The sequence below is a fragment of the Planktothrix rubescens CCAP 1459/22 genome, from assembly GCA_904830895.1.
In the GTDB taxonomy this organism is placed as follows: domain Bacteria; phylum Cyanobacteriota; class Cyanobacteriia; order Cyanobacteriales; family Microcoleaceae; genus Planktothrix; species Planktothrix agardhii.
This window is the reverse complement of record LR882958.1, coordinates 3,261,963-3,285,770: the sequence shown is the minus strand read 5'-3', so window position 1 is coordinate 3,285,770 and position 23,808 is coordinate 3,261,963. Positions and strand designations below refer to the sequence as shown.

The 23,808-nt window shown below is 40.2% G+C and carries 18 protein-coding genes, 1 tRNA gene and 1 pseudogene; 9 read left to right on the top strand and 11 right to left on the bottom strand.

Going from position 1 to position 23,808, the window contains the following annotated elements:
- Window positions 1–59: 59 nt before the first annotated feature.
- The 6 genes and pseudogenes from NMG86_RS15380 to NMG86_RS15355 all read right to left on the bottom strand — a co-directional run bounded on the left by NMG86_RS15380 (window position 60) and on the right by NMG86_RS15355 (window position 9,014).
- Window positions 60–3,038, bottom strand: coding sequence for an adenylate/guanylate cyclase domain-containing protein (locus NMG86_RS15380; RefSeq protein WP_479687575.1), 2,979 nt, complete (start codon window positions 3,036–3,038; stop codon window positions 60–62).
- A gap of 297 nt (window positions 3,039–3,335) precedes the next feature.
- Window positions 3,336–4,409, bottom strand: a pseudogene (locus NMG86_RS15375) (urea ABC transporter substrate-binding protein); the annotation flags it as partial.
- Window positions 4,410–5,038: 629 nt separating this feature from the next.
- Window positions 5,039–5,593, bottom strand: coding sequence for a pentapeptide repeat-containing protein (locus NMG86_RS15370; protein ID WP_036832156.1), 555 nt, complete (start codon window positions 5,591–5,593; stop codon window positions 5,039–5,041).
- Between the two features lie 117 nt (window positions 5,594–5,710).
- Window positions 5,711–7,417 carry a beta-carotene ketolase CrtO gene (gene crtO, locus NMG86_RS15365; RefSeq protein WP_227351118.1) on the bottom strand — a complete coding sequence of 569 codons (1,707 nt, stop codon included), beginning with the start codon at window positions 7,415–7,417 and terminating at the stop codon, window positions 5,711–5,713.
- Window positions 7,418–7,661: 244 nt separating this feature from the next.
- Window positions 7,662–8,675: a DnaJ C-terminal domain-containing protein gene (locus tag NMG86_RS15360; RefSeq protein WP_026797992.1), complete on the bottom strand. Its 1,014-nt coding sequence runs from the start codon at window positions 8,673–8,675 to the stop codon at window positions 7,662–7,664.
- A gap of 252 nt (window positions 8,676–8,927) precedes the next feature.
- A tRNA-Ser gene (locus tag NMG86_RS15355) sits at window positions 8,928–9,014 on the bottom strand.
- An 83-nt stretch (window positions 9,015–9,097) separates the two neighbouring features.
- On the opposite strand from NMG86_RS15355, the gene NMG86_RS15350 reads away from it, so the two are divergent.
- The 3 genes from NMG86_RS15350 (at window position 9,098) to NMG86_RS15340 (ending at window position 10,920) form a co-directional block, all read left to right on the top strand.
- Entirely contained in the window at window positions 9,098–9,466 is a 369-nt protein-coding gene (locus NMG86_RS15350; RefSeq protein ID WP_026794625.1) for a 2Fe-2S iron-sulfur cluster-binding protein, read from the top strand.
- A gap of 46 nt (window positions 9,467–9,512) precedes the next feature.
- Window positions 9,513–10,028: a thermonuclease family protein gene (locus tag NMG86_RS15345; protein WP_268951873.1), complete on the top strand. Its 516-nt coding sequence runs from the start codon at window positions 9,513–9,515 to the stop codon at window positions 10,026–10,028.
- Window positions 10,029–10,098: 70 nt separating this feature from the next.
- A complete protein-coding gene (locus tag NMG86_RS15340) occupies window positions 10,099–10,920 on the top strand; it encodes an inositol monophosphatase family protein (RefSeq protein ID WP_026786233.1) in 822 nt (273 codons plus the stop codon).
- Window positions 10,921–10,980: 60 nt separating this feature from the next.
- On the opposite strand, the gene NMG86_RS15335 is transcribed toward NMG86_RS15340, so the two are convergent.
- On the bottom strand, window positions 10,981–12,066 hold the full coding sequence (locus NMG86_RS15335) for a glucokinase (protein WP_026797991.1): 1,086 nt from the start codon (window positions 12,064–12,066) through the stop codon (window positions 10,981–10,983).
- Between the two features lie 302 nt (window positions 12,067–12,368).
- Between NMG86_RS15335 and NMG86_RS15330 the strand changes: the two genes are divergently transcribed.
- The 3 genes from NMG86_RS15330 to NMG86_RS15320 all read left to right on the top strand — a co-directional run bounded on the left by NMG86_RS15330 (window position 12,369) and on the right by NMG86_RS15320 (window position 15,287).
- On the top strand, window positions 12,369–13,622 hold the full coding sequence (locus tag NMG86_RS15330) for an FAD-dependent hydroxylase (RefSeq protein WP_026797990.1): 1,254 nt from the start codon (window positions 12,369–12,371) through the stop codon (window positions 13,620–13,622).
- A gap of 4 nt (window positions 13,623–13,626) precedes the next feature.
- Window positions 13,627–14,661: an ABC transporter substrate-binding protein gene (locus NMG86_RS15325; RefSeq protein WP_026797989.1), complete on the top strand. Its 1,035-nt coding sequence runs from the start codon at window positions 13,627–13,629 to the stop codon at window positions 14,659–14,661.
- Between the two features lie 152 nt (window positions 14,662–14,813).
- The gene (locus NMG86_RS15320; protein ID WP_026797988.1) at window positions 14,814–15,287 is read left to right on the top strand and encodes a hypothetical protein; all 474 of its coding nucleotides are present in this window, start codon (window positions 14,814–14,816) and stop codon (window positions 15,285–15,287) included.
- A 46-nt stretch (window positions 15,288–15,333) separates the two neighbouring features.
- On the opposite strand, the gene NMG86_RS15315 is transcribed toward NMG86_RS15320, so the two are convergent.
- The 3 genes from NMG86_RS15315 to NMG86_RS15305 all read right to left on the bottom strand — a co-directional run bounded on the left by NMG86_RS15315 (window position 15,334) and on the right by NMG86_RS15305 (window position 17,989).
- Window positions 15,334–16,569, bottom strand: a complete 1,236-nt coding sequence (locus NMG86_RS15315; protein ID WP_026797987.1) for a GTPase family protein — start codon at window positions 16,567–16,569, stop codon at window positions 15,334–15,336.
- Window positions 16,570–16,669: 100 nt separating this feature from the next.
- On the bottom strand, window positions 16,670–17,584 hold the full coding sequence (locus tag NMG86_RS15310) for an ROK family protein (RefSeq protein WP_026797986.1): 915 nt from the start codon (window positions 17,582–17,584) through the stop codon (window positions 16,670–16,672).
- A gap of 117 nt (window positions 17,585–17,701) precedes the next feature.
- Window positions 17,702–17,989 carry a hypothetical protein gene (locus NMG86_RS15305; RefSeq protein ID WP_026797985.1) on the bottom strand — a complete coding sequence of 96 codons (288 nt, stop codon included), beginning with the start codon at window positions 17,987–17,989 and terminating at the stop codon, window positions 17,702–17,704.
- A gap of 457 nt (window positions 17,990–18,446) precedes the next feature.
- Between NMG86_RS15305 and carB the strand changes: the two genes are divergently transcribed.
- Window positions 18,447–21,680, top strand: coding sequence for a carbamoyl-phosphate synthase large subunit (carB, locus tag NMG86_RS15300; RefSeq protein ID WP_026797984.1), 3,234 nt, complete (start codon window positions 18,447–18,449; stop codon window positions 21,678–21,680).
- A 229-nt stretch (window positions 21,681–21,909) separates the two neighbouring features.
- Here carB and NMG86_RS15295 read toward each other — a convergent pair whose 3' ends face one another.
- Window positions 21,910–22,986, bottom strand: a complete 1,077-nt coding sequence (locus tag NMG86_RS15295) for a ligand-gated ion channel (RefSeq protein ID WP_042155898.1) — start codon at window positions 22,984–22,986, stop codon at window positions 21,910–21,912.
- A 137-nt stretch (window positions 22,987–23,123) separates the two neighbouring features.
- On the opposite strand from NMG86_RS15295, the gene rpsP reads away from it, so the two are divergent.
- Together rpsP and NMG86_RS15285 are read left to right on the top strand one after the other, a co-directional pair.
- On the top strand, window positions 23,124–23,411 hold the full coding sequence (rpsP, locus tag NMG86_RS15290) for a 30S ribosomal protein S16 (RefSeq protein WP_026786243.1): 288 nt from the start codon (window positions 23,124–23,126) through the stop codon (window positions 23,409–23,411).
- A complete protein-coding gene (locus tag NMG86_RS15285; protein ID WP_026786244.1) occupies window positions 23,347–23,796 on the top strand; it encodes a KH domain-containing protein in 450 nt (149 codons plus the stop codon). Before rpsP ends, NMG86_RS15285 begins: the two co-directional genes overlap by 65 nt.
- Window positions 23,797–23,808: the final 12 nt, after the last annotated feature.

Genomic DNA, 23,808 nt, shown 5'->3' with positions numbered 1-23,808 from the left:
AGTTTCTAAAAATGTCTATTGATTAAAGAAATAGGAGGTTAATTCCAACATTCATGTTATTATACCAATCGGCGTTTAGTTAACCAATAGGTGAGCATTTCTCCACGACCTTTAACATCAATTAAACCCCGTTCTTCAAAGTCATATTTACCATTTAAAAGGTTTTTAGTAGTGGCTGTAACTTGGATTTTACCCACTTCTCCTTGGGATTCCATCCGAGAAGCAATATTAACGGCGTCTCCCCATAAATCATAGATAAATTTTTTCGTGCCAATTACACCCGCCACCACTGGCCCGGTATTAATTCCAATTCTTAAATTACAAGATTGACCCATTTGTCCTTGAAATCGGCGAATTTCTGCCTGCATATCTAAAGCCATTTCTGCCATCGCTTCCACGTGGTCATGGCGAGGAGTGGGTAAACCGCCCGCCACCATGTAGGAATCTCCAATGGTTTTAATTTTTTCTAAATGATGTTTTTCGGCTAATTCATCAAAAGCGGAGAAAACTTGATTCAGGAAATTGACTAATTCTGAGGGAGAAATGCGAGCAGAAAATCCGGTAAAATCAACAATATCTGCAAACATAATCGTAGCTTGTTCAAAGCGTTCGGCAATAGAATGCTGATTTTGTTTAAGTTGTTCGGCAATGGACGGAGGCAGAATATTCAGTAATAACCGTTCCGATTTTTCTCTTTCTGCTTGTAATGCTTCTAAAACCCGGCGTCTTTCCGTTGTATTTCTTGCTACCCAAATTACACAATTATCCGGCATCGGAGACACCATTGCTGCAAACCAAACTTCATCTCCAGGATTCAAAGGAGATGAATTAGTTCCATGATGTCCGGGTTGATAGTCAGAAGCAACTAAACTATATTCAATATTTAAAGTTTGATTTGTGTTTAATACTTCTTGAATTTGATTATAAAATAAAGTGGCATGACTAGCTGGAAAAACTTCAAACACAGTTTTCCCAAGCAGTTCTTCTGTGGGACTATATAAAACCTCTGAATTTGTGGTGACAATTTTTTTATATCTTCCTTCTGTATCAAACACTGTAATTACATCTGTCATCGCAGCAAATAAAGCTCTCAATTCAGCTTCCGACTCTCGTAAGGCATTTTCAATCCTGGTTCTTTCGGCAACTTCTCGAACTAATTGATGATTGGCTTCTCGGAGGGCGGCAGTGCGTTCTTCTACCCGAATTTCTAACTGTTCCATTGCCCTTTGTAGGGCGGCTTCTGCTTGTTTGCGCTCGTTAATATCTTCAACGGTTCCTTCATAATGGAGTAGGTTTCCAGCTTCATCTCGGACAGCAAAAGCATTTTCTGAAATCCAAGTTAACTGTCCATCTAAGCGTCGAATTTGAGACTCAAACCTGACAATTGCACCCAATTCTTCCAATCGTTGAACAAACTCTTGGCGACGTTGGGGTTGAACATAGAGTTGGTCTTGAATATTGGTTATATTCTGGATTAATTCTTCAGGAGATTGATAACCGTAAATTCGAGCTAAAGCTGGATTTGCACTTAAATAAATCCCCGTGGGTGTGGTTTGAAATATGCCTTCAACCGCATTCTCAAAAATACTCCGATAGTTAGCTTCAGCTTGTTTTAATGCTTCTTCCGCTTGTTTCCGTTCGGTAATATCAATTCCCACAAAGAAAGCGGCTTGATTTTGATTATATTTATGGGCAACAATTAAATAATTCCGAGGTTTGCCTTGAATTACAGACATGACTTCTTGATAGGAGTCTTTTTCGGGATAATCAAAAAAGTTTTGGACAAAATCATTAAACTCAAAACTAGCTTTCAAAAACCCAATATCTTGATTAACAAAATCTTCAGGTTGGAGGTCAAAAGTTGATGCCAAATAACGATTGACTCCCAAATAACGTAAATCCGAACTAATCCAAGAAACCGTACCTGGAACCACATCTAATACCGCTTCTAATTGGTCTTGGGTTAATCTTAATGCTGCTTCAGCTTCCCGGCGTTCTGTAATATCAATTCCGACCACAAAGGCCGCTTGATTATCATTATATTTTTGAGCCACAATTAAATAATATCGTAACTTGTTATGCAGGACAAATGAAACTTCTTGAAAGGCATCAATAGCGTAACTATTAAATAAATCCTCGATGAATTGAGTAAACCCCGAATGATTGCCTAAAAAACCAATATGTTGATCAATAAAAGTTTCCCTTGGCATCCCAAACATATCTGCCAACCGTTGATTAACTTCGATATAACGTAGGTCTGAATTAATCCAAGAAACTGTCCCCGGAACCGCTTCTAATACTGTTTGCAATTGATTCTTAGCATTTCTCAAAGATTCTTCAGCCTGTTTGCGATCAGTAATGTCAATTCCGACCACAAAAGCCGCCTGATTATGATTATATTTTTGAGCCACAATTAAATAGTGTCGCCATTCTCCATTCACCTGATTTCTAACTTCTCGATAGGCATCAATTTCAGGGCTATCAAATAAATATTGAACAAAATCTTGGAATTCCGAACTGGTTCCTAAAAATCCAATATGTTGACCGACAAAACTCTCCCTGGGGAGGTTCAGCATATTCGATAATCGTTGATTCACTTCGATATAACACAAATCTGAGTCAATCCAAGAAACCGTCCCTGGAACTGCTTCTAAGACCGTTTGCAATTGATTTTTAGCATTTCTTAAAGATTCTTCAGCTTGTTTGCGTTCGGTGATATCAATTCCCACTACAAAAGCTGCTCGATTATAATTATATTTTTGGGCCACAATTAAATAGTGTCGCCATTCCCCATTCACCTGATTTCTGACTTCTCGATAGGCGTCAATTTCAGGACTATCAAATAAATATTGAACAAAATCTTGGAATTCCGAACTGGTTCCTAAAAATCCAATATGTTGACCGATAAAACGCTCCCTAGGAAGGTTAAGCATATTGGCTAATCGTTGATTCACTTCGATATAACACAAATCTGAGTCAATCCAAGAAACCGTCCCCGGAACTGCTTCTAAGACCGTTTGTAGTTGATCTGTAGCCATGCGAAGAGCATTTTCTGATCGTTGATGCTGGACAATTTCTTGGACTAAATTATCATTTGATTCTTTTAATGCAGCGGTGCGTTCTGCTACCTTTTTTTCTAATTGTTCATTAGCTTTTTGAAGTGCTAATTCAAACTGTTTGCGAGTTTCAATTTCCTGCTGGAGTTGTGCCTTTGTTGCTTCCAGTTCAATCGATTTTTGTTCCAATTGTTCGGCTCTTTCAATGCCTTGACTCACTTCAGATAACAACTCAAAAACAATACCAGAGGCATTAAAATTATCTTCATTAAACCCCAACCAAGGCAAAGGTTTAATCAGTTTTTCACTGGTATATAAAACCTCAAATTGCTGATTTGGTAATACCTGACCAATGCGACAAACCTTAGCAACATGATGATTTGGTTCTAAACGGACTAACCCTCCAGGAGACACAAAACACTGTCCATAGGCTGCAATTTTCACCCGTTCTACATCAAAAGATTCAGCTAATTCAACGGCTTGTTTCCAGAGATGAATTTGAGTATGGGCGGTTGCCATAGAGTTATTAATAACCCGTTCTTCTCCATAAAAGCGTTTAAATACTTGAACAAATTGATGATTTTCTGGGGTATTTAAACTTTGAAAATAATGAAAACAACTGAAGTGACCAACGGCAGCCTCTTGAAGTTTTTGCGCTTCAGATTCGGAGAAGGATGTGGCTAAAATTGGTAAATCAGCAGCCCTAATTCCACTTTCATAAAATTGGCGATAAAAACTTAAATTGCGATCGCCTCTGAGAGTATTAATAATAATATCCGGTTGTGCCTGTCGAATCCGAGTAATAATCGCTTCAAAATCCATTGTTGAAGATGGAAGATATGCTTCTCCAACTACCTCCCCACCATAATGTTTGAGGTGGACTTTCATCAGTTTATTTAGGGTATAGGAAAACACCTGATCCCAACCCAATAAATAACATCGAGTTTTCTGGTTTCGCAATAACCAATTAATAGTTAATTCTACTTGCTGATTCGCACAAAATCCTGTGTAGAAAATTTGGCTACAATTTTCTAACCCTTCGTAGGAAGCCGGATACCAAAGTTGAGCATTAAAGGCTTCAAGCACCGGTCTAACGGCGTGACGACTTGCGGTCGTCCAACAGCCAAAAAGGGTCGTGACACCATCCTGTTGAATTAATTTTTGGGCTTTTTGTTCAAAGGTGAAGCAGTCTGAAGCACCATCTTCAATAACGGGTTCAATGATTTGCCCTAAAACCCCCCCCTGATCATTAATTTGGGCAATGGTCATTAATTCAGTTTCTAGCAATGGTCTTTCCCTATAGGCCATCGCTCCACTTAGAGAATGCAGTAACCCGACTCGTACACCTGACATAGTTGATTAATGGCTGGTAGAACTCAATTTTTGACTTCGGGTAAGATAGCTGCACCCTCAAATTCTTTACCCTTGATAGAATCAACAAGATAGACCTGTCCTATCACAATAGTTTAAGCTGCAATGAGCCTAAATCCATAATTCAACAATTCCTTAATCTTAGCATTGACATTCTCCTTCTTGTAGAGCTAGGCAGGTAAGCTGATGGAAATCCCTAAAAGTCCCTCGGAAAAAACCGGGTTTCTTGAGTTTGCCCAATGAAAATGTAACTATTCTAAATTAGCTGAAATATTATTACTAAATCGAGGTAATATTCCTACATTCTTTACAAAAATACAGCAGGAAAACCGCTTATTTAAAATTTCCACAGGAGAACATAAACATCTGGATTATTTAAGCGATCGCCATTCACAAAACCAACTTAAAACCAATCTACAATTAACCTTAGAAACTATTTTAAACTTAAAAATATTATAAGTACCTAAACAAAATTAATTACACATCCTCTACCCTGTTCCCTCCCCCCCTAGCCCCCCGTGCACGGGGGGTTTGGGGGGCTGTTCCCTCTCTCAACTAGGTAATTTATTTTGTGCAACTACTTAACAGATATTTAGGACAGTTTCACAACTTTAATATTTTATATCTTGATTTTCCTCAGATTCCGATAAAATTGTATACCTAGTATCAGTTTTAATTAGTGTAGTTTCGCTCAAATCAGTTCCCACTAAATTCGCTTGATTCAAATTAACAGCAAATAAAATTACCCCTTTTAAATTAGCCCCTTTTAAATTAGCTCCATCCAAATTAGTATAAATCAACTTAGCCCCCCTTAAATCCGCCCCCCTCAAATCAGCCCCTTTCAAATTAGTTTTAAACAACTTAGCACAGGTTAAATCTGCTTTTCTTAAATCCGCATAAATCAATTTGGCACTCGATAGGTCAGCACCACTTAAATTCGTTTGAATTAAGTTAGCAAATAAATGGGCATTACTTAAATCAGCCCCACTTAAATTAGCGGACTTGAGATTAGCTTGCCAAAGTAAAATATCTTTTAATACAGCCCCCCTTAAATCAGCACATTGTAAATTCACACCAATAAAACCCCGTTTTCCAGCCGCATAACGGTCTAATAATTCCCGGGGACTCATTAATATAGAATTGGCACTGGTTTCAGGTGGCTTCATGACATTTGTGGTTATGGGTTGCTAACTATACTTCTGTTATAGCAGGGAATTGGGAACAGGAATCAAAAATATTAATTTAGTCATCTTGTTGATGTCTCAATTCTTCAGATAATGGCTTTACCTTAATCGACTCCAGACAGACTTGAGAGTATTTTGAGTCTGCTTTAAAACTTGATTAAGAGGTTTTTGAGCCTGGATAAATGCACGAGCACAATTACGACCAGGCATCCCAGAAATTGATCCCCCTGGATGAGTTCCTGCACCCGTTAAAAATAAACCTTGAATTGGGGTAGTATAATTAGCTAATTCAGGTAGGGGACGGAAAAAAATCATTTGATCTAAGGTCATATCAATATGATAGCAATTCCCTTTATAAGATCCTAAACGTTCTCCTAATTCCGCCGGACTTTCCACCCGACGGGCTAAAACTGAATGCTTAATATTAGGAGCGTATTCAGCAATTTTATCCAACACCCGATCCGCTACTTTATATTTTAACTCATCCGTCCATCCGGTTCCATTTAACCCCGTTCCTTCGGCTCCTGCTATTTGATAGGGGGCAAAAAATTCAATCCATAAAGTGTGTTTTCCTTCAGGAGCCATCGAAGGATCTAAAACCGTTGGCACAACTAAATAAACCGAAGGATCTTGATCAGGAATTTCACCAACTGTACATAAATTATGGGCTTTTTCAACATGATTTACGGAATCTGCAATTAAAACCGAGCCAATTAAATAGCTATCTTGATGATTATAGCCATCAAATCGTAAGGGTTCCGACAACGCACAATCAATTTTAAGAATAGTCTCATTATTATTAATAATTTTCCGTTCTAATCGTTCTCTTAAATTCGGATCAGCCGCATCTATATCCGTCGGATCAACACATTGTAAAAATAAACGTCGAGCATCAATATTAGAAATTACGCCCCGTTTAGCACGATATTCTTGATGTTCTGAAACCCTAACCCCCACCACCCGACCATCATCAATTAATATTTTTTGCACCGGAGTTTCTGTTAAAATAACTCCTCCTAAATGTTTAACTAAATTTACCAAAGATTGAGTTAACGCTCCTGTGCCACCGCGAGGGCGAGACATCCCTGGTTCATGGCGCATGGCTAACATACTAGCACCCACAGAAATCCCTTTTTGAGAGGGAGGAGCGCCAATTTCCGAGGCTAATCTAGCTAAAGGTGCTTTAACAATTTCCGTATCAAACCATTCATTAATTAAATCCTCTGGACTAATTAACATAGTTCTGACAAAATCCAAAATTTTATCCTTTCCTCCTAATACGGCTAATAAATCCAGAAAAGAATCCCGATCAAAATTTTTAGCAATATCAATAATTGAAGTCGGAGGAGCATTAAATAAAGGACTAACCGCACTCATTATTCGTTGCCAATATTCAACAAATTCCTTATATTTTTTCGCATCTCTTTCACTATATCTCGCAATTTCCGCACAGGTTTTTTCCACGGAACGATGAGCTAAAAAATACCGTCCATCGGGGTGCGGACAAAACACCACCGGGTCACAATATAAATAATCTAAGCCGTATTTGGTTAATTCTAATTCCTGCACCACCGGGCCAAGATGGATAAATTCATGATCAATTGCACAGAGGTTAAACTTAAATCCGGGTGCGTCTTCTGCCATGACTTCTTCCGTTGTGGCCGCACCTCCAGGAACAGAACGTTTTTCTAATAGTAAAACACTATATCCGGCTTTGAGGAGATAGGCCGCACAAACTAACCCATTATGACCTGCACCAATGATAATCACATCATAAGTAGACATAAAAAACCAATTATTGATCACTTTTTCGAGTGTACCAATAGATTGGAACTTTTTATATTATTCCCTATTCCCTGCCAGAGCAAAAAAAAGTGTAGGGGTGAACAAATATCACATCAAAGGGGAACTTAGACCTTTTGTGACTTCAACCCCTACTAACGAACCTGCTACCACATCTTCAAAGAGAGATGCCACCGGATTGAGATTATATGGGATTTTATATCATAAACCGATCGGGATCAATCTCTCCTGATCGGTTTTAAAATTTTTAAAGCTTGATGTCTTTTAAACTATTGCGGGGATTAAAGGTACGAGTCGCCTGAATTTTCTCATAATATTCCCGTTCACTTGGACTAATTTCTTTTGGTGGCACAACAATAATTTTAACTAATTGATCCGTGCGACCGCCCCCTTTAGGTTTTGGCCATCCTTTGCCCCGTAACCTTAACGACTGTCCTGAACGAATTCCGGCTGGAATATTCATCGTCACCATCCCATCAGGTGTCGGAACTTCAATTGATGTCCCTAAAACCATTTCATCGGGAGTAACCGGAACTTCACAAACCAGATTATCCCCATCAAATTGAAAAAAGCTATGGGGTTGAATTTCCACTTTCAGGTATAAATCCCCCCGTTGTTGATTGTAGGGGTCAAGTTGACCTTGGCCTCTCACTCGAATCCGACTTCCAGGCTTAACTCCCGACGGAATCGTTACCTCTCCAGTTGCAAAGCGTTTTTGTACCCCATGAAAGGCTTCAGCCAGAGTTAGAGTAATAATCGCTTCCGTATCAGCGACAGAGGAAGGATTACGGGTGTTAAATCCCGAACCAAGATCATTACCGTAGGGACTCCCCCCAAATCCAGAAGGGTTTCCAGTTTGAGTCCGATAGGAATAACTACGACTGCTACTACTTCCGGGTCTAGCCCCGGTAGCCCCACGACCTAAAAGACTATTAATAAAATCATCAAAACTGTTAAATTGACTAAAATCAAACCCGCTAACGTCTTGAGCCGAACCCGCACCACCCGGCCAACCTGTCGCTCCAGCTTGATTCCAATATTGACCGAATTGATCGTATTTTCCACGTTTCTCAGGGTCGGATAACACCTCATAGGCTTCGCTGACATCCTTAAAACTCGCCTCAGCTTGTTTGTTCCCCGGATTCATGTCCGGGTGATATTTGCGGGCTAGTTTGCGATAGGCTTTTTTAATATCGTCCGCCGTTGCGGTTTTATCTAGTCCTAAAGTCGTGTAGTAGTCTTTATAGTCAGTCGCAGACATTCTTCCCCTTTCCTCAATACAGTGATAGTGATCCCTAGGCTACTCATTTTTGGATAGTATGCTCCCTGTATATAGGGTATCAAACTTATTAACAGGATTGGGTTCGGTTGTTGCTGATCTAGCGATCGCAATGTCCGAACAAGAGGAGCACCGGTAGCAGGGGGAGTAAACTCTTTCTATTACCCATTACCCATTACCCATTACCCATTACCCATTACCCATTACCCATTACCCATTACCTTCTAACAAAAACGGAGAGGGAGGGATTCGAACCCTCGTTAAAGTCACCCCTAAACGACATTTCCAGTGTCGCGCCTTCAACCGCTCGGCCACCTCTCCAGGTGGAATATTTCATTTTTACCCACGAAAATATATACTATCATAAATTTCGGAAAGTCAACACGATCTCAGAAATTTTTTTTATGGCCAGTTCCCATCGCGTAGAAATTCATTATCGTCAGACAGGTGAGCGTTTTTATGTCAACGTCCCCGAAGACCGATATATTCTGCAAAGTGCCGAAAATCAAGGGGTAGACTTGCCCTTTTCTTGTCGCAATGGTGCCTGTACCAGTTGTGCAGTAAGGGTAGTTTCTGGGGAGTTGTACCAACCGGAAGCCATGGGACTCTCCCCGGACTTACAGAAACAGGGATATGCGTTACTCTGTGTCAGTTATCCCCACTCCGATTTAGTTGTGGAAACCCAAGACGAGGATGAAGTGTATGAACTTCAATTCGGACGCTACTTTGGTAAAGGTAAAGTTAAAACCAGATTACCCCTGGACGAAGACTAATCTACTGGATTTCAGGTTTAGAGGAAAATGGTATGGCGCAATAGTATTGGGTTTATTACTCCTGCTGACCAGTTGTTCTCAACCTGACCTTCCCAAAGGCATTTTTACCAAAGTTGAACGGGTGATTAGTGGTCAAACCCTGGAAATTCTCGATAAAACGGCTAAAATTCCGGTATTGCAACAGGTTAGACTCGCTGGAATTATTGCCCCTGACTTGAAACAAGATCCTTGGGGAATTAGAGCTAAACAACATTTAAAACAACTTTCCGAGGGTAAAAAAATCCTATTAGAAGCAGATTTAACCGCAAAAGATCGCTATGGTCGCATCTCAGGTTATATCTGGATTGACGGAATTTTAATTAATGAACAGTTGCTCAAAGAAGGATATGTTTTAGCAGAAACATCCTCTATTTATCGCCCGGTGACTTCCAATTTCCAGACTCAATATAGTCAAAGGTTTAACTATGCTCAGGAATATGCCCGACTCATGGGAAATGGCATTTGGAACCCCGATAAACCCATGCGTTTAACGCCAATAGAATTTCGACAGCAACAGCCTTAGAAGGCAGGGAGTAGTGGGCACAATTATGAATTGGGAATTACGAATTACGAATTACGAATGCTGAAATAATATGACTAAAAATGAATTACAGTTTTTTTTAGATGTTGCCACCTTAGCTGCTCAGGCGGGAGGGAATGTTTTAAAATACTATTTGGGGAATTTAACCGATGTTCAAGAAAAGGGAAGGTCTGGGGATTTAGTAACCGAAGCGGATAAAGCATCGGAATCGGCGATTTTGGCCGTATTGGAGCGTCATGTCCCTGACCATGGGATTCTAACCGAAGAATCGGGGGAATTGGGTGATTTGAAAAGTCCCTATCTTTGGGCTATTGACCCTTTAGATGGAACTACAAATTTTGCTCATCAATATCCGTTTTTTTCGGCTTCTATCGGATTATTAATTAATGGAGTTCCTCAAGTTGGGGTGATTTATGATCCCTTCCATGATGAATTATTTCAAGCCGCTAAAGGATTAGGAGCAACTTGCAATAATCGTTTAATTAGTGTATCTAAAACCGATAGTTTAGATAAAAGTTTATTAGTCACAGGTTTTGCCTATGACCGCCGAGAAACCACGGATAATAATTATGCTGAATTTGCCCATTTAACCCATTTAACCCAGGGAGTTCGTCGCAGTGGTGCTGCTTCAATTGATTTAGCGCATACGGCCTGTGGACGGTTAGATGGCTATTGGGAAAGGGGTTTATCTCCTTGGGATATGGCGGCTGGAATTGTATTAGTAGAAGAAGCGGGAGGGAAAGTAACAGCTTATGATACCAGTCCCTTTCAAATTAGTTCGGGTCGAATTTTAGCAACTAATGGTTATTTACATGAAAGTTTAAGTCAAGCGTTAACAGAAACCCCTCCGTTATCCAGTTGGAAAGACAAATAATATGGGATTTTTATACTCAAGTAGGGGCAATTCATGAATTACCCCTACTATTTTTAAAGGTTAAAAAATCGCGGCACAAACCGCCGCCCCAATTAATCCCACTTGGGGATTTAAGACTACATAAACGGGAACTTTGGCTAAGATGGGTTTCATGCGTCCTTTATTAGAAAAAGCCTGCATAAATTCAGAAGTTTCTAATAAAGGTAAAATCTTAGGTGCAATTCCTCCAGCAATATATAACCCGCCATAAGGTAATAGTTTTAACGCTAAATTTCCCGCTTCTGCTCCATAGGATTCTACAAAAAGCTGCATGGTTTGTTCTGATAAATGATCCCGTTTTTCTAAAGCAGCTTGAGAAATAGCCGCGGCGGGATCAACTGTTACTTCTGTTAACCCGATTTGATGTTCCCATTCCTTGACAATATCGCTAATTTCTGGGGATTCTTTAGCCATATTGCGATCGCGCCAGCGTTGCGTAGCAGTATCGCGTAAAAACTGATAAATCGCTATAATCCCTGGCCCAGATACCACCCGTTCTACGGATATTCTATCAATACTATGTTTAGCTAATAAATACTTCATTAACTGAAATTCTAATTCATAACGTGGGGCAAAATCCGTATGACCTCCTTCACAGGGATAGACCTTGATTCCATTAGCTAAAGGCGTAACAAAACATTGTCCTAAGCCAGTTCCCGCCCCAATCACTCCAATGGGAGAATCCGCCTGTGGCTGTCCTTTTTGTAATACTAAAAGATCGCTTTCTGGTAAACCCGTAACGCCATATCCTACCGCCTCAAAATCATTAATTAAAGTTACCTGGGAAATAGCTAATTCTGACCCCAAATATTGAGCATCTAATTGCCAAGGTAAATTGGTTAATTTGGCGGTTTGATGCACCACTGGCCCCGCAATGGCAAAACAGGCTTTTTCGGGATGCAGATTCTCACCCAATTGTTCCTGGGCTTCCTGTAAAAATTGTTGTACAATAGGAACTAAATCAGGATAATCCCCACTTAAATAACGAGATTCATAGAGGGTTTTTAATCGCTCTTGGGTTTGGCTACCTTTCACAATTTCCGTCCCATCCACCAAGCGCAAAATCGTTTTTGTTCCCCCAATATCTCCGGCTAATAATAATGTCATACTTACAGTGATTAATGTTTTATCTCCCCTATTGTGACATATAGGAATAGGGATCACGGATTTAAGAGGATTTCACGGATTTTAATCTGTGTTAATCTGCGTAATTCGCTTAAATCCGTTATAGGTAATGGGTAATAGACGAATAACTGATAACTGTGTAAGAATAGAGCTATAGCGATCCTATTTGAGTTGTCATATTTTTTCAAATTTAACTCTGACTGTAGGGGTAATTCATGAATTACCCCTACCACGATTGATTTAGAATTGCTATAGTCAAATTGTAAATATAGTTATAGAGTACAATGCTGGTGCAGTCGCGTTCACAAACTCAATCTTCCGTGGTCGATTCATCAAAACCCAAGATCGATTATGATGTCGTTATTGTTGGGGGTGGAATTGTTGGGGCAACTTTGGCTTGTGGGTTGAAAGATTCGGGGTTGAAAATAACAATAATTGAATCCCAACAGCCAGAGGTTGCCATTAGTAAAAAACAGGCCTATGCTTTAACTTTACAAACGGGACATATTCTTAAATCTATTGGGGTTTGGGATGAAATTGTCACAAAAATTACTACCTTTTATCAGATTAATTTAAGTGATTCTGATTATCATAGAGTAGTGCAGTTTATGTGTCAAGATTTGGGAACAGATCAATTAGGATATGTCGGTGAACATGGGATAATTTTATCGGCAATGTATGAATTTTTATCCCAGTGTCAGAATATTTCTTGGCAATGTCCGGCTAGTTTAAAAAATGTTAATTATCACCCCGATTATGTAGAAGTTGAAATCGAAAATCAAGGTAATCTTAACACTTTTTATAGTAAAATTATTGTAGCAGCAGATGGTTCTAAATCTCGATTGCGGGAAGAAGCGGGAATTAAAACCCACGGTTGGAAATATTGGCAATCTTGTATTGCGATGACGATTAAAACCGAAAAATCCCATCAAAATATTGCTTTTGAAAGGTTTTGGCCAAGTGGCCCCATGGGGGTTTTACCCTTACCCGGAAATCGCTGTCAGGTGGTGTGGACGGCTCCCCATGCTGAAGCCCAGGCTTTAAAGGAGTTAGATGAAACGGAGTTTTTAAAGTTATTAGAATATCGCACCGGAGGATTATTAGGAAAGTTGGAATTATTGAGCGATCGCTATGTTTATCCAGTACAATTAATGCAGAGCGATCGCTATATTCAACACCGATTAGCTCTAGTTGGAGATGCCGCCCATTGTTGTCATCCCGTAGGAGGACAGGGTTTAAATATGGGGATTCGGGATGGGGGAGCTTTAGCAGAAGTATTGAAAATAGCTACTCAAAAAGGCGAGGATATTGGGCAAAAACGGGTGTTAAAACGGTATGAAGGTTGGCGACAAAAGGAGAATCTAATTGTTTTGGGATTAACGGATTTCTTAGATCGAACTTTCTCAGGAGACTGGACTCCAAAAGTTAGTTTACGTCGCCTAGGATTAGGGGTATTAACAAAGGTGCAAATATTCCGCTATTTGGCATTAAGATTAATGACAGGTCTAATCGGTCGTGCGCCAAAACTTAACCCTTAAATCCATGGATAAACCGGAAATAGAATTAATTTCGCGTCGAGATTTTGTAAAATATTGTGGGGGTTTGGGATTTGCGCTTTTAGCCAATCCTTCAACCTCTATTCTTGATATTATCCCAACCTCAACTCCCCATTTAACTATGCAGTTGGACTGGAAATATAATGTTCAATTTGCAGGGTTACTATTAGCAGACTATTATAAATTATACCAACAACGGGGATTAAAGGTTGAGATTCTACCCGCAAGTTCACAAAATGTATTTGAACAAATGGCAGAAAATCCTTTAATATTAGGCTGTGGGGAACAGGATGCTATTTTAGCCGCCCAAGTGCAAGGATATCCGGTTAAAGCGATCGCAACTATGTTTCAAGCATCCCCTTTGGGGTTAATGTCTATTCCCGAAAAAAATATCCATTCTCTTAATGATTTGGTTGGACAAAAAGTTGGGATTCATGGAAACATAAAAAAAGTCATGGAATTAATAATTAATACCAATGGTTTATCACCTCAAGATATTGAAATTATCCCGATTTCCTATCAGGATAAATATGATCGATTACAAAGTAGGGAATTAGCAGCCGTTCAATGTTATAGTGTTGATGAACCCATTGGTTTTAGCTACAAAACTGGAATTAAACCCAATATTTTAAAATTCAGCGATTATGGATATGATGCCTATGTACAGGTCATTTTTGCCCATCAACAGTTATTAGACCATCATTCTGAATGGGTGAATCAGTTTTTAAAAGCATCTTTTGCTGGATGGAAATTAGCCCTAGATAATATTAATCAAACGGCTAAAATTGTCGTTGATGTTTATACAAAACCCGATAGTCAATATCACAATTTAGATTATCAAACCAAATCTTTACAGTTAATTGCTGATTATCTTACCCACGGAATTAACCCTGATCAAATTGGTTATATTTCGGCAAACCGTTGGCAAGAAATGTCAGAAAAACTGGCTCAATATGGTATAATTGATCGGGTTCCATCATTAACAGATTCCTTGGATTCTAGTCTATGGTTAGTGGCTTAATTGATACTTCAAAGTCTAGGAATCAAAACGTTGATATTGATAGTCCTGAATTACTTCATTTTGCTTGAATGTTTCTATAGAAGACTGGGAAAGTTTACAAGAAACACTTTATTTACAATCTATCCTTAGTCAAGGGGAGTAAAAGATTTAAAATGGTAGATCCTATTACTTTAATTCCAACCGCAATGCAAGGTTATAATTGGATTCGGATGTGGCATGAAAAACAGGCTAATCCGCCCCATCTTCCTGATAATGCTCTCTTGCTGTTTAAGCGATTTAAAGAGGCTTATGATACAAAAAATATTATTAAACTTGGTTTTACTCTTTCAGATCATTACCAAGGAGATTTATATGGAGTTTCTACTAAGCAAGAATACCTTAGTATCACAAAACGAGGTTTTGATAGTTTATTTTTAGTCTCGCCTTGCTTATCAATTAATGTTTATAGTATTATTGAAAATCGTGACGATGTATTTTCTGGAATTATTGATACCCAATCAAAGACATCATTTTTAGGTATTCCCCTAACAAATTATGATTCTGTCCCTATTCGTTGTGAAATTCGTCCTGAACAGGGGTTATGGGTAATTACTAAGATGTTTATTGAATGGCGATTAGTTTCCTAATGTAATAGTTTTAAGGAAGTTTAACAAACAGTTTAGTAGATTTCAATTATAATGCTTCGCCTTGTTTCGCATCTTGTAAAAAATATGCGATCGCAGTATCTCCTAAACCTTTTGTAGCAATTGCACCTGCACCAGCAGAAATTACACTACCAAAACCTGGCACAAACTTCAAGCCAATATCAGCAATAGCAATCATTCCTGCATTTGCGCCAATACCTACCCCCGAAGTAACAACAAAGTCTTTAACTGTTTGTTCTGAAAACTCACGACCACTTAGCCAACCAATATACATAACCATAAAAGTTTGAATAGTTGCAACGGGTAGAATTGCAGAACCTGGAATGGGGTTTGTAGAAACAATACCAGAAAGAGCTACACAAGCAGTAACAACAGTCCTGGCAATGGTAAGTTGAAATTCTTGAAAATGAGCCATCCGAGCCAAAGCTCCCCTTGTTTCTTGTGGGGTACATTGAATCATTTTTTCGGTTAATTGGTTGATATTCCAACGCTCATCTGTGTCAGGAAGTATTAAACCATTTTTTCCCTCTTCATATTCAGCATAAGCAACAGTTGGAATAACATCCTGCACATGAGAACGCAAGTTTTCTCTTGTTTGCAAATAACCGTAAAAATTTTTAACTTCTGATTGAATATTCTGATTTTTTCTTTCATTGTCCGTTGGTAACCGAACTTTAGGAGGAGCTAATTCATCACATTTAGTTAATACTCCAATGATTGGTAACGCGCGTTTATATTTTTTCTTAATCTCATTAACAATTGATTCACAAATATTGAGATCTTCTTGACTACCACTGTGAACTTCAGTTGCTTTACAGACAAAAAGGATTACGTCTGGGCATTCTTGATGAATCGCTTTCATAATACTTTCATAGGGTGTTGTAGCTGGATCATCCTGTCTTGGAGCTTGAGCATCTTGTAAACCTCTTGTGTCCAACAGATGCAATAAATCAATCCCATCGTGATAATAGTCCTTCCATTCAGCCTTACCTGTTTCTGGCTTTGTATCGCTAACTTCAGCTACTTTTAAACCACAAATTGCATTAATTAAAGATGATTTACCAGATCTAGACCGCCCAATTACCATAATTCTTGGAGGTCGCAGTCCTAACATCACAGAACGCAGATTGTTAACATTGTCTTGTAAATCTGTTTTAAAAGGAATAATATTAGGGATTTTATCAATAATCTCGTTTAAAGCTATTATTATGGCTTCATTACGCTTTAAAGCCTGTAGTTTATTTCTATCCTCATCAATAGCCATATAGGGACTCCCATTATTTAAAAGCTAGTAAAGTATATTTTAGCACACATTAATTTAATGTATTAACTATTTATAATTTGAAAAAGTTATAAAATCATGACTATTCAAGTTGATCCTCTATCCTAACAAACTTCTGAAACGCTAATTTTGCCGCCCCAATCATTCCCGCTTGATTCCCTAATTCGGCAATTAATATTTCTAACCCCTCTCTGGAACTGAATAATACTCTTTGTTCTAATTCCGCTTTCATCGCCGGGAAAAATAAATCCGCCCCCGCACTAATTCCCCCGCCTAAAATTATCGCTTCTGGGGTTAATACATAAATTAGATTCGCTAATCCTATCCCTAATAACTTGCCGTATTCTTGCCAATATTCTATAGCTTTTTCATCCCCTGCTAAGGCTTTTTCCGCTAATTCTGCGGGTTCTAATCCCGTATCCCGGCGAATAGCTTGAACTGAGGTATATTGTTCTAAGGAACCTCGATTTCCACTATTACAAATAGGGCCATCAAAATTAAGACTAATTAATCCTAATTCCGCCGCCGCCCCCTGATGTCCGACAAATAATTCCCCATTTAAAATAATCGCCCCGCCAACGCCTGTTCCTAATGTTAATAGGATTAAATTTTGAAACCGTCTCCCCGCCCCTAACCATGCTTCACCTAACCCCGCACAGTTAGCATCATTGGCTAAAATCACAGGTAAACCCGTTTTTTCTTCTAACCAATCAGCTAAGGGAACATCCTGCCATCCGGCTAAATTAATCGCTACTTTGGCAATTTTTCCCGTCCCATCCACAGGCCCAGGAGTTCCCAATCCAATTGCCACAATATTATTGACATTTTTCCTGATTTGTGCTATAGCCTCAACTATTGCTATTAACACCGCTTCCGGTGTCGCTGGTTGAGGTGTGGGAACCGTTAAGGATTGATAACAAGTTCCATCCGGTGCAAAACAGCCCAATTTTATCGCCGTCCCACCTAAATCTATCCCAATAACTTGCACTGTGTTCACTTCTCGTAGTAAGCCCTAAAGGGCTTTCTCATTAACATTAATAATTGAATAAGCCCGGTCGGGCTTACAACAACCTCGCACAAAGCCCACGCGGTTCACCCGTGGGAGTGTCAATACTTAAATATCGGGTTCGTCAACCATGCGACGGTCAATACTGGAGTTAAATACAGGTTCCACCCGAATAGCCTTAATCGCACTCGGACGAACAACCATATATTCTTTAGCATTATTATCTTCTGCCCGTTGTTTGATGGGAACATTGACAAATTCGGTACTATCAAATTTTGGCAGTAAAACTTTGTTGTACCACACCTGAAAGTCTTGCATCGTGGGAAACTTAATTTCTTCTCGATGACCCCCCTCAATCATGATGTGAACTACATATTCATCGGGCGTTCTGGGCATAATGACTCGCAGCTAAAAACAGATTGGCTAAACTGACAGGATGTTAACCATTTGCTCTTAGTCTCTCATCAATTGTCGATAAAGTCTACTGACCCCAATCATTACAAAAATTTACCAAAAATCGAAAAAAAAACCGGATTCCCCCTTGACAGGGCTGCGGATTCGTGGGAAGATGCTTATAGTATAATGGGATGGTCGCAATTTTAAAATTTTTGCAACTATCCCATTATATATAATTACCAATATCATTAATATAGCACGGCGGCGCATCCGGTGGCAACCCCAAAAATTTTAAATTTTTGTAAAAAAAACCAAAACTGAATTTGTCAAGGTTTAATCAAACAGTTGACAAGAATTTAAAGGGATACCCTTAAAATGTTTAGAGACTTAAGAGTAAGTTGTATACTCAATCCCGTTTAATGAAGCTAAACCTCAACTGATATACACAGAATTCATAATGCCGAAACGTACAGACATAAAGAAAATTTTGCTCCTGGGTTCTGGGCCGATTGTGATTGGACAAGCCTGTGAGTTCGACTATTCAGGAACTCAAGCCTGTAAAGCCCTGCGGGAAGAAGGCTATGAGGTGGTGTTGGTCAACTCCAACCCAGCGACAATTATGACCGACCCAGAAACGGCCGAACGCACCTATATTGAGCCTCTGGTTCCCGAAATCGTGGCCAAGGTAATCGAAAAAGAACGTCCCGATGCCCTATTACCCACAATGGGAGGTCAAACCGCCCTTAACTTAGCCGTAGCTTTAGCCAGAAATGGCACCTTAGAGAAATATGGAGTCGAACTGATTGGGGCCAAATTAGAAGCGATTGAAAAAGCCGAAGATCGGCAACTGTTCAAAGAGGCGATGGAAAAAATCGGAGTGGCCTGTTGCCCTTCGGGAATTGCCAATACCATGAGTGAAGCGATTCAGGTAGGGCATCAAATTGGTAGCTACCCCTTAATTATTCGTCCAGCCTTTACCATGGGAGGAACTGGGGGTGGTATTGCCTATAACCAAGAAGAATTTGAAGAAATTGCTCAATCGGGTTTAGATGCGTCTCCCAATTCTCAAATTTTAATCGAACAATCCTTAATTGGTTGGAAAGAATATGAATTAGAGGTAATGCGGGATCTGGCTGATAACGTGGTGATTATTTGTTCGATTGAAAATATCGATCCGATGGGAGTCCATACGGGGGATTCAATTACCGTTGCTCCTGCCCAAACCTTAACCGATAAAGAATATCAAAGATTGCGGGATGCCTCGATTAAAATTATCCGAGAAATTGGGGTAGAAACCGGCGGATCTAATATTCAATTTGCAGTTAATCCGGTGACGGGTGATTTTATTGTGATTGAGATGAATCCCCGTGTGAGTCGGTCTTCTGCCTTAGCTTCAAAAGCCACAGGATTCCCGATCGCTAAATTTGCCGCGAAATTATCGGTGGGATATACCTTAGATGAAATCAACAATGATATTACTAAGAAAACCCCGGCTTCCTTTGAACCCACAATTGATTATGTGGTGACAAAAATTCCCCGCTTTGCCTTTGAGAAATTCCCTGGTTCGGAACCTGTTTTAACCACACAAATGAAGTCCGTCGGGGAAGCGATGGCGATTGGTGGAACCTTCTGTGAATCCTTCCAAAAAGCCCTACGATCCTTGGAAACTGGGTTAGCAGGTTGGGGTTGCGATCGCTCGGAAAAACTCTCTAGTTTGGATCATATTCGTTCCGGTTTACGCACACCTAACCCAGAACGAATTTTAACAGTTCGGAATGCGATGCTGTTGGGAATGACCGTAGAAGAAATCTATGAACTGACCGGAATTGATCCTTGGTTTTTAGATAAAATGCAGGAAATCTTAGAAACGGAAAAATTTCTCAAACGCAGTTCTTTACAACAGTTACAACCAGATAAACTATTGGCAGTAAAACGCCTAGGATTTAGCGATCGCCAAATTGCCTTTGCCACCAAAACCACGGAAGATGAAGTCCGAACCTATCGCAAAGGATTAGGAGTCAAACCTGTTTATAAAATGGTGGATACCTGTGCGGCGGAATTTGAATCGACCACACCCTATTACTATTCAACCTACTGGGAAGAAGACGAAATTTTACCGTCTACAAAACCCAAGGTTATGATTTTAGGCGGTGGCCCTAACCGCATCGGACAGGGGATTGAGTTTGATTATTGTTGTTGTCATGCCTCCTATTCTTTACGGGCGGATGGTTATGAAACAATTATGGTTAACTCTAACCCAGAAACCGTTTCCACCGACTATGATACGAGCGATCGCTTATATTTTGAACCCCTAACTAAAGAGGATGTTCTGAATATTATTGAAGCAGAAGAACCGGAAGGAATTATTATTCAATTCGGTGGTCAAACTCCTCTGAAGTTAGCCTTACCTCTGCAACGTGCCTTAGAAAAAACTACCCTAAAAACCAAGATTTGGGGAACTTCTCCCGACTCGATTGATATTGCTGAAGACCGAGAACGGTTTGAAAAAATTCTGCGGGAATTGAATATTTTGCAAGCCGAAAACGGTATGGCCCGCAGTTTCAAAGAAGCCTTAAAAGTGGCGAAGCGCATCGGATATCCGGTGGTTGTGCGTCCTTCCTATGTGTTAGGGGGACGGGCCATGGAAATCGTCTATTCCGATGAAGAATTGGAACGATATATGCTGTTTGCGGTTCATGTCGAACCCGATCACCCCATTTTAGTCGATCAGTTCCTGCAAAATGCCATAGAAGTTGATGTGGATGCGATCGCCGACCAACAGGGAAATGTTGTGATCGGTGGAATTATGGAACATATCGAACAGGCTGGAATTCACTCTGGGGACTCCGCTTGTTCGATTCCCTACCAAACCCTATCGGAAGCCGCCGTTACCACCATTCGCCGTCAAACCATTGAACTGGCCAAGGCCTTAAATGTGGTTGGGTTAATGAATATTCAGTTTGCGGTACAGGGGGAAAATGTCTTTATTTTAGAGGCTAATCCCCGGGCGTCTCGAACTGTTCCCTTTGTTTCTAAGGCGATTGGGGTTCCCTTAGCCAAAATTGCTTCCCGGGTGATGTCGGGTAAAAGTTTAATTGAATTGGGCTTTACCGAAGAAATAATTCCCACCCACGTTTCTGTGAAAGAAGCCGTGTTACCCTTTGCTAAATTCCCTGGTACGGATGTGCTGTTAGGGCCGGAAATGCGCTCTACAGGGGAAGTGATGGGGATTGATACCGAATTCGGCAAAGCCTTTGCCAAGGCAGAACTGGCCGCCGGACAGGTGTTACCCCTATCGGGGACGGTGTTTATTTCGGTGAATGAACGGGATAAACAGGCTATTGTGCCCGTGGTGCGGGATTTCTTGGCTTTAGGGTTCAAAGTTACCGCGACTATTGGGACTCGCAAAGTGCTTTGGGAAAATGAGGTGAAAGTGGAGATGGAGTTGAAACTGCACGAAGGACGGCCGAATATTTTGGATGCTATCAAAAACCAGGCGGTGCAGTTGGCTATTATTACTCCTTCTGGGGAGGAGTCCCGCAGTGATGGGATTCTGATTCGTCGTTCGGCTTTAGCCTACAAAATCCCGATTATTACAACTATTGCTGGGGCTAAGGCGACGGTGGCAGCGATTCATTCCTTAAAGTCTACTCCCCTGGAAGTGAAAGCGATTCAGGATTATTACATCTAACCCATCCTGTCGGGTGTTGACAATTGAGTAGGGGTAATTCATGAATTACCCCTACTTTATTCTTAATTGCGATCGCTCCAAAACTAACACCAATTAGCTATAGCAATCCTAAATCAGTTGTAATATTTCCATCTATCTCGACCCCTCCCAACCCTCCCCTTAGTAAGGGGAGGGCTAGGGTGGGGTTCTATATTCTGATCGCAAATCATTTAAGATTGCTATAAAAGTCTTAAAATAGCAAAAATAGAATCATTCCCCCGGATAAAATTACGATATTTGCAATTAAAAACCATTGGTCAAGTTTTTTGACTCGGACAATGGATTCGGGATCTTCACTTTTTGCCCAATCTGCGGTAATAATGGTTTCTAAAATCCCGGCAATAATTAAAACATAGACTAAGGCATAGATTTTATCTAATAATACCAAATAGCCAACATCAGGTAAAGCATCGGAATAGGATTGTTGCAGAAAAACAATCGTTAATAAAGCGGTGACGGGAAGAATAATTCGAGAGTCAACGTAGATGGGATAGAGTAATAATGCACCCCAACTAGAAAACAAAACTACGAATAACGGGAGTAATAATTTCCAAGTAAAGAAACTTAGAGGACGGGAAATGTGCATTTCAAACCGCAGAGTAGAATAAATCGAGTTATTTTTTCCTTCGTCCAAATCCCCAAAATTAGAGGGATATTGATGGGATAAGGTTTTAATTTCAGAATTTCTAATTTTCCATCCGGGAACAGTTAAATCCGCAGCATAACCTGATTCTTTTGTATCTGCGATATAGACTAATTGATTTAATGGATAAACAGCATTTTCAATTGTCACCCCTAAGCGTTGTTCATCTAGGGGATAACGGGAAAATTCAAAGGGTTCTCGAAACCGACTTTCTACCCGCATAATTTGATAGAAACTACCATCTTTGAGTTTTTTTGGTTCTTCATAAGCGGGTTCGATGATTCTTCCCCAGTCTTCAACGCCGTTCATAAATTCTAAGTTAGCAACGGGGTCAATTTTGCCTTTCCAACGTAACCATAAATAGAAATCCAGATAATAGGTATTGCTTGAAGCATTCAATTCATAAATATTTTGAGCATAAACCCCAACGGTAACTTTTTGGGCGGTGGCGGGAATTTCGGTTAGGTGTTGATAAATTAAGGAATTTTGGTGTGGGGTCGGGGTACGGAAATATTTCCCCAACTGTAAAATCAAGATCAGGGTAATGATACCCAAAGCTGGGAACAGGAATTTACGACTATTTTTTTTCAGGTCAATCCAGTGAGATAGAATAGGTGATGGCATAGTATTTCTGACAGTTTGAGTCGTTTTCAGGGGTCAATCGCCCATACAACAAGTGTTGGCTAAAGTTTATCCCAAAGAAATGGCTCGGTTGTTGAAAAATAGCTTACAATCCATAGAGAAGTGTTTTGCATCAATTAATGATCAAACTGCGTTTAAAGAGATTCGGAAAAAAGCGGGAAGCTAGTTACCGCATTGTGGTGATGAATAGTTTGTCTCGCCGAGATGGTCGTCCCCTAGAAGAACTGGGCTTCTACAATCCTAGAACCGACGAAGTTCGATTGGATAAGGCTGGTATTATCCGTCGCCTACAGCAAGGGGCACAACCGACTGATACTGTGCGTGACATCCTGAGAAAAGAAAATGTTTTTGAACTACTCAAGTCTGGAGTCGAACCCGAAACAACTGTCGCAGAATCCGCAGTCTAGTCCCAGTTATGACGAACTGGTGCGGTTTTTAGTCAAGCCGTTTCTGGAATTTCCAGAATCCCTGAAGGTTGATTGTGAGCGTTTTTCTAGCATACGCAGAACTTGGATTCGGTTAGCTGTAGAAGCCGAAGATAAGGGACGGATTTATGGTCGTGGCGGGCGCAATATTCAGGCGATTCGGATGGTTTTAACGGCCCTGGCTGTGTCCTCTGGTGAAACGGTTTATCTGGATATCTATAACAATGGTGAATCCGATGAACCCGCGAGTCCGAGGGAACCCAGGGAGAGCTTTAATCAGCGTTCCCCGGGTCAATATTCGGAACAGGCTCGTCCAGTCCGTGCAGCCCCTTCTAAGCCTCGTTTGAATCGAAGATACGAAGAATAAAGTGGTTTTAAC

Excerpts from the sequence above, each read along its gene's own strand:
- rpsP (WP_026786243.1), top strand. The coding sequence starts at position 23,124 with ATGATCAAACTGCGTTTAAAGAGATTCGGAAAAAAGCGGGAAGCTAGT.
- NMG86_RS15305 (WP_026797985.1), bottom strand. The coding sequence starts at position 17,989 with ATGCCCAGAACGCCCGATGAATATGTAGTTCACATCATGATTGAGGGG.
- NMG86_RS15330 (WP_026797990.1), top strand. The coding sequence starts at position 12,369 with ATGCTGGTGCAGTCGCGTTCACAAACTCAATCTTCCGTGGTCGATTCA.
- NMG86_RS15295 (WP_042155898.1), bottom strand. The coding sequence starts at position 22,986 with ATGCCATCACCTATTCTATCTCACTGGATTGACCTGAAAAAAAATAGT.
- NMG86_RS15285 (WP_026786244.1), top strand. The coding sequence starts at position 23,347 with ATGTTTTTGAACTACTCAAGTCTGGAGTCGAACCCGAAACAACTGTCG.
- NMG86_RS15350 (WP_026794625.1), top strand. The coding sequence starts at position 9,098 with ATGGCCAGTTCCCATCGCGTAGAAATTCATTATCGTCAGACAGGTGAG.
- NMG86_RS15315 (WP_026797987.1), bottom strand. The coding sequence starts at position 16,569 with ATGGCTATTGATGAGGATAGAAATAAACTACAGGCTTTAAAGCGTAAT.
- NMG86_RS15370 (WP_036832156.1), bottom strand. The coding sequence starts at position 5,593 with ATGAAGCCACCTGAAACCAGTGCCAATTCTATATTAATGAGTCCCCGG.
- NMG86_RS15325 (WP_026797989.1), top strand. The coding sequence starts at position 13,627 with ATGGATAAACCGGAAATAGAATTAATTTCGCGTCGAGATTTTGTAAAA.
- NMG86_RS15360 (WP_026797992.1), bottom strand. The coding sequence starts at position 8,675 with ATGTCTGCGACTGACTATAAAGACTACTACACGACTTTAGGACTAGAT.
- NMG86_RS15320 (WP_026797988.1), top strand. The coding sequence starts at position 14,814 with ATGGTAGATCCTATTACTTTAATTCCAACCGCAATGCAAGGTTATAAT.
- carB (WP_026797984.1), top strand. The coding sequence starts at position 18,447 with ATGCCGAAACGTACAGACATAAAGAAAATTTTGCTCCTGGGTTCTGGG.
- NMG86_RS15380 (WP_479687575.1), bottom strand. The coding sequence starts at position 3,038 with ATGGCTACAGATCAACTACAAACGGTCTTAGAAGCAGTTCCGGGGACG.
- NMG86_RS15340 (WP_026786233.1), top strand. The coding sequence starts at position 10,099 with ATGACTAAAAATGAATTACAGTTTTTTTTAGATGTTGCCACCTTAGCT.
- NMG86_RS15335 (WP_026797991.1), bottom strand. The coding sequence starts at position 12,066 with ATGACATTATTATTAGCCGGAGATATTGGGGGAACAAAAACGATTTTG.